Genomic DNA, 4,320 nt, shown 5'->3' on the forward strand with positions numbered 1-4,320 from the left:
TGGACCCGACCGTACGGCGCTATCTCGACGACCTGGTCGACGCGGCCGGCGACGTCCTCGACGACGACCTCGTGGGGGCGTACGCGGCCGGCTCCGTGGGCATGGGGGCGTACCAGCCGGGCCGCAGCGACGTGGACGTGGCGTTGGTCGTCGCCGAACCGCTGGCTGCCCGACGCAAGCGCGACCTGGTGGACCGGCTGCGGCACGAGGCGCTGCCCTGCCCGGCGCGCGGCCTGGAACTGGTCGCCTACACCCGCGCGGTCGCCGGCTCCGGCACCCCCGAACCGGGTTTCGAGGTCGAGCTGAACACCGGGGCGCAGATGCCGTTCCGCGCCACCTGGGACCCGGCCGAGCGGCCCGCCGCCGACGGCCGCTTCTGGTACGGCCTGGACCGCGACTCCTGCACGAGCACGGGTACGCCCTGCTCGGCCCGCCCGCCGCCGACGTCTTCGCCGCCCCTGGCCCCGGCCGACCTGCGCCGGCTGCTCGTCGAGGCGCTGCGCTGGTGGCTCGCCCTGCCCACCCCCGCCGACGACGCGCCCGCCCCGGGCGCCGAGGACGCGGTGCTCGGCGCCTGCCGGTCGTTGGTGAAGGCCCGGGACGGGGTGTGGCTGTCCAAGGTCGCCGCCGGCAGCCGGCTGGCCGACGCCGGCTACGAGAGCGAGCTGATCGCGCGCTGCGTCGCCGCGCGCGCCGGTGGCGTCCCGCCCAGCGGCGCCGAGGCCCGGGCGTTCCAGCGGCGGGTGCTGGCGGAGATCGCAGCCGGGAGCTGACCCGGCGGGAGAAAACGGCTGTCCGGTTGTCGTAGCCGGTTGCCATCATGACCGCCGTGACCCAGTTGACGATCATCAAGGGTGACGCGACCAGCCCGCAGGCCAAGGGCCGCAAGGTGATCGCGCACCTCTGCAACGACCTCGGCGGCTGGGGTAAGGGCTTCGTGCTGGCCGTGTCCCGCCGCTGGCCGGAGCCGGAACGGGACTACCGCGACTGGCACCGGCACCGGGCGGGCAACGACTTCGGACTCGGGGCGGTCCGCCTGGTCCGGGTCGCCCCGGACGTGTGGGTGGCGAACATGGTCGGCCAGCGGGGCATCCGGGCCGGCAGCGGCGGTCCGCCGATCCGCTACGACGCGGTGCGGCGCTGCCTGACCGCCCTCGGCGACGAGGTCCAGGCGCTGGGGGCGTCGGTGCACATGCCGCGCATCGGCTGCGGGCTGGCCGGCGGCACCTGGAGCCGGGTCGAGCCGCTGGTCATCGACGCCCTCTGCGCGCGCGACATCGCGGTGACCGTCTACGACCACGGGTAGCGCATCGTCCGGAGGTTCCGGGATGCGCGACGATCGGCGTCCGGCGTCGGCCGATGTGGTCGGCGGGGAGTGACCGGATCGACACCGCGTGTCGGGTACGCGTCTCGGCGCAGTCGGTTCCGCGCTAGAGCGGCCCGGCCCGGGGGGCGAGGGTGTGACCAGCCCACCCCGCACTTCGAGACGAGGTAGTCATGCCCGTGACTCCGAGCTACCCCGGCGTCTACATCGAGGAAGTCCCGAGCGGCGTCCGTCCCGTGATCGGTGTGGCGACCGGCGTGACCGCGTTCGTGGGGTACGTCCGCACCGGGCCGGAGAACCGCGCCGTGCGGGTGAACAGCTTCGGCGAGTTCGAGCGCCGCTTCGGCGGGGTGGACCGGGATTCCGAGCTGAGCCTGGCCGTGCAGCAGTTCTTCCGCAACGGCGGTTCGGCCGCCCTGGTCGTCCGGGTGCCGAAGAGCGACGCCCGCGCGGCGTCGGTGACGCTGCTGGACAAGGTCGGCACCGGCCCGAAGTCGGCGCTCGTCCTGGACGCCGCCAGCACCGGCCAGTGGGGCAGCAACCTGCTCGTCGACGTCGACCACGACGGCGCCGTCGATCCGAAAATCTTCAACCTCAGCGTGCGTGACGGGTCCACCGGGGTCACCGAGCGGTTCACCGGCCTCTCCGTCGACCCGACCAGCGCCGCCTACGCCGTCACCCTGCTCAACGATCCCGACCGCGGCTCGTCTTTGGTGCGGGCCCGTCCCGGCGCGAGCGGCGCCGGCCGGCCGGTCCCCAGCGGCACGGTCGGGGCCGCGATCGGCACCCCCACCGTCGACGCCGGCAAAAACTACCGGCTCACCGTCCAGCCCGACCGGCCCACCAAGCCGGACCCGGCCGACGCCACCAAGACGGTGCCCGCCGTGGCGGCGGTGACGGTCACGGTGCTGGAGAAGGGCGAGCGGCTGCCGTCCTCGCCCGCCGGGGTGGCCGCCCTGGTGCAGCGCAAGGTCAACGCCGCGCTCGGCGCCGCCGACGGCGCCGCCGGCCTGCGGGTCCGGGTGGTGCCCACCGCCGAGGGCGGGGTACGCCTCCTCGGCGACGTGGACCCGCTGGTGGCCCCGGCCGCCGTGGACGCCGCCTTCACCGTCGCCGGGGTGACCGCCTCCGGCGACGTCGCCAACGGCGCCACCCTGCTCGGTCTGGGCGGCACGACGGCCAACGTGGGCCGGTACACGCCGGTGGGTGCGAAGCGGCTGGGCCAGGGCGACCTGGTCACCGGCGCCGACGGCAGCACGCTGCCCGGCACCGGCGCGCTGGTCGGTTCCGAGGCCGCCTACTCGGGCCTCTACGCCCTGCTCAAGACCGACCTGTTCAACCTGCTCTGCATCCCCGACGCCACCCGGGCCCGGGCCGGCGACCCCAGCGTCGTCGACAGTGGAGTGGACCCGGAGGCGATCTGGTCGGCGGCGTACGAGCTGTGCGAGCGGCGCCGGGCGATGCTGCTGGTCGACCCGCCGCCCGGGGTGGACGACCCGGACCGCGCCCTGGACTGGATCAACCAGCTCGGGGTCAAGGGGCCGAACGCGGTCGCGCACTTCCCCCGGCTGCGGATCCCCGACCCCTCCGACGGTTTCCAGCCGCGCACCGTGGCCCCCAGCGGCACCCTCGCCGGCCTGTACGCCCGCCAGGACGCCGAACGGGGCGTGTGGAAGGCCCCGGCCGGCACCGAGGCGCAGCTGCGCGGCGTGACCACCCTGGTGTACCCGCTGACCGACGCCGAGAACGGCATGCTCAACCCGCTCGGGCTCAACTGCCTGCGCACCTTCCCGGTGGTCGGCACGGTCAACTGGGGCGCCCGGACGACGGCCGGCGCGGACGTGCTGGCCAGCCAGTGGAAGTACACCCCGGTCCGCCGGCTGGCGCTCTACATCGAGGAGAGCGTGTTCCGGGGCACCCAGTGGGCCGTCTTCGAGCCCAACGACGAGCCGCTCTGGTCGCAGCTGCGGCTCAACCTGACGTCGTTCATGCAGGACCTGTTCCGCAAGGGCGCGTTCGCCGGGCGGACCCCGCGCGAGGCGTACCTGGTGCGCTGCGACGCGGAGACGACCACCAGCGACGACCGGGACCGCGGCGTGGTGAACGTGGTCGTCGGGTTCGCCCCGCTCAAACCCGCCGAGTTCGTGATCATCCGGATCCAGCAGCTCGCCGGCCAGAACCCGTCCTGAGAGGTGTGAGTCATGGTGCAGTTCGCCGTCAACCCGACCCGGTTCGACCCGTACAAGAACTTCAAGTTCCGGGTCAAGTGGGACGGCCGGTACGTGGCCGGGGTGAGCAAGGTCAGCGCGTTGAAGCGGACCACCGAGGTGGTCAAGCACCGCGACGGCGGTGACCCGTCCACCAGCCGCAAGTCACCGGGGCGCAGCGAGTTCGAGGCGGTGACGCTGGAGCGCGGGCTGACCCACGACGCGGAGTTCGCCGCGTGGGCCGGGAAGATCTGGGCGCTGCACGCCGGGCTCGGCTCCGAGGTGTCGCTGGCCGACTTCCGCCGGGACATCACCATCGAGCTGCTCAACGAGGCCGGCCAGGTCGCCCAGTCTTACCGGCTGTTCCGGTGCTGGGTCTCGGAGTACCAGGCGCTGCCGGAGCTGGACGCCAACGCCAACGCGGTGGCGATCGAGCACATCAAGCTGGAGAACGAGGGCTGGGAGCGCGACGAGGCGGTCGCCGAGCCGGCCGAGCCCCGGCTCGGGTCGTGACCGGAGGGCGGCCGCTGACCGAGGCGGAGCTGGTCTCCGCCTGGGACCACGCGCTCGACCGGCCGGCGCCGCACCGTCCGCTGGTGCTGCTCGGCCGCCCCGACGCCGACCGGCTGCCGGTGGGCGCGGTGGCGGCCCTGCTGCTGCGGACCGCGGGGGAGTGGACCGGTGGGCGGGTGGAGACCATCATGGACTGTCCGGCCTGCCCGGAACGCCTCGAGGTGGGCTTCACGGTGGCCGAGCTGCTGGCCGCCGCGCCGGAACCGGCCACCGGAA

5 protein-coding genes are annotated in these 4,320 nt (G+C 74.2%); all 5 read left to right on the forward strand.

The window, feature by feature from the left end:
* A partial coding sequence (locus JNW89_RS29170; protein ID WP_238451542.1) for a nucleotidyltransferase domain-containing protein occupies positions 1-773 on the forward strand: 773 nt, incomplete at its 5' end.
* A gap of 47 nt (positions 774-820) precedes the next feature.
* Positions 821-1,306, forward strand: coding sequence for a macro domain-containing protein (locus JNW89_RS29175; RefSeq protein ID WP_238451543.1), 486 nt, complete (start codon positions 821-823; stop codon positions 1,304-1,306).
* A 191-nt stretch (positions 1,307-1,497) separates the two neighbouring features.
* Positions 1,498-3,513, forward strand: coding sequence for a phage tail sheath C-terminal domain-containing protein (locus tag JNW89_RS29180; protein ID WP_238451544.1), 2,016 nt, complete (start codon positions 1,498-1,500; stop codon positions 3,511-3,513).
* Between the two features lie 12 nt (positions 3,514-3,525).
* Positions 3,526-4,044: a phage tail protein gene (locus JNW89_RS29185; protein WP_088961863.1), complete on the forward strand. Its 519-nt coding sequence runs from the start codon at positions 3,526-3,528 to the stop codon at positions 4,042-4,044.
* Positions 4,041-4,320, forward strand: a 280-nt coding sequence (locus JNW89_RS29190) for a hypothetical protein (protein WP_238451545.1), incomplete at its 3' end; no start/stop codon positions are given. The genes JNW89_RS29185 and JNW89_RS29190, both read left to right, overlap by 4 nt.

It is taken from the genome of Micromonospora sp. 4G55 (assembly GCF_016803375.1).

What these genes read in the sequence shown, in the direction of transcription:
- JNW89_RS29180 (WP_238451544.1), top strand. Translation starts at nt 1,498, where the DNA reads ATGCCCGTGACTCCGAGCTACCCCGGCGTCTACATCGAGGAAGTCCCG.
- JNW89_RS29185 (WP_088961863.1), top strand. Translation starts at nt 3,526, where the DNA reads ATGGTGCAGTTCGCCGTCAACCCGACCCGGTTCGACCCGTACAAGAAC.
- JNW89_RS29175 (WP_238451543.1), top strand. Translation starts at nt 821, where the DNA reads ATGACCGCCGTGACCCAGTTGACGATCATCAAGGGTGACGCGACCAGC.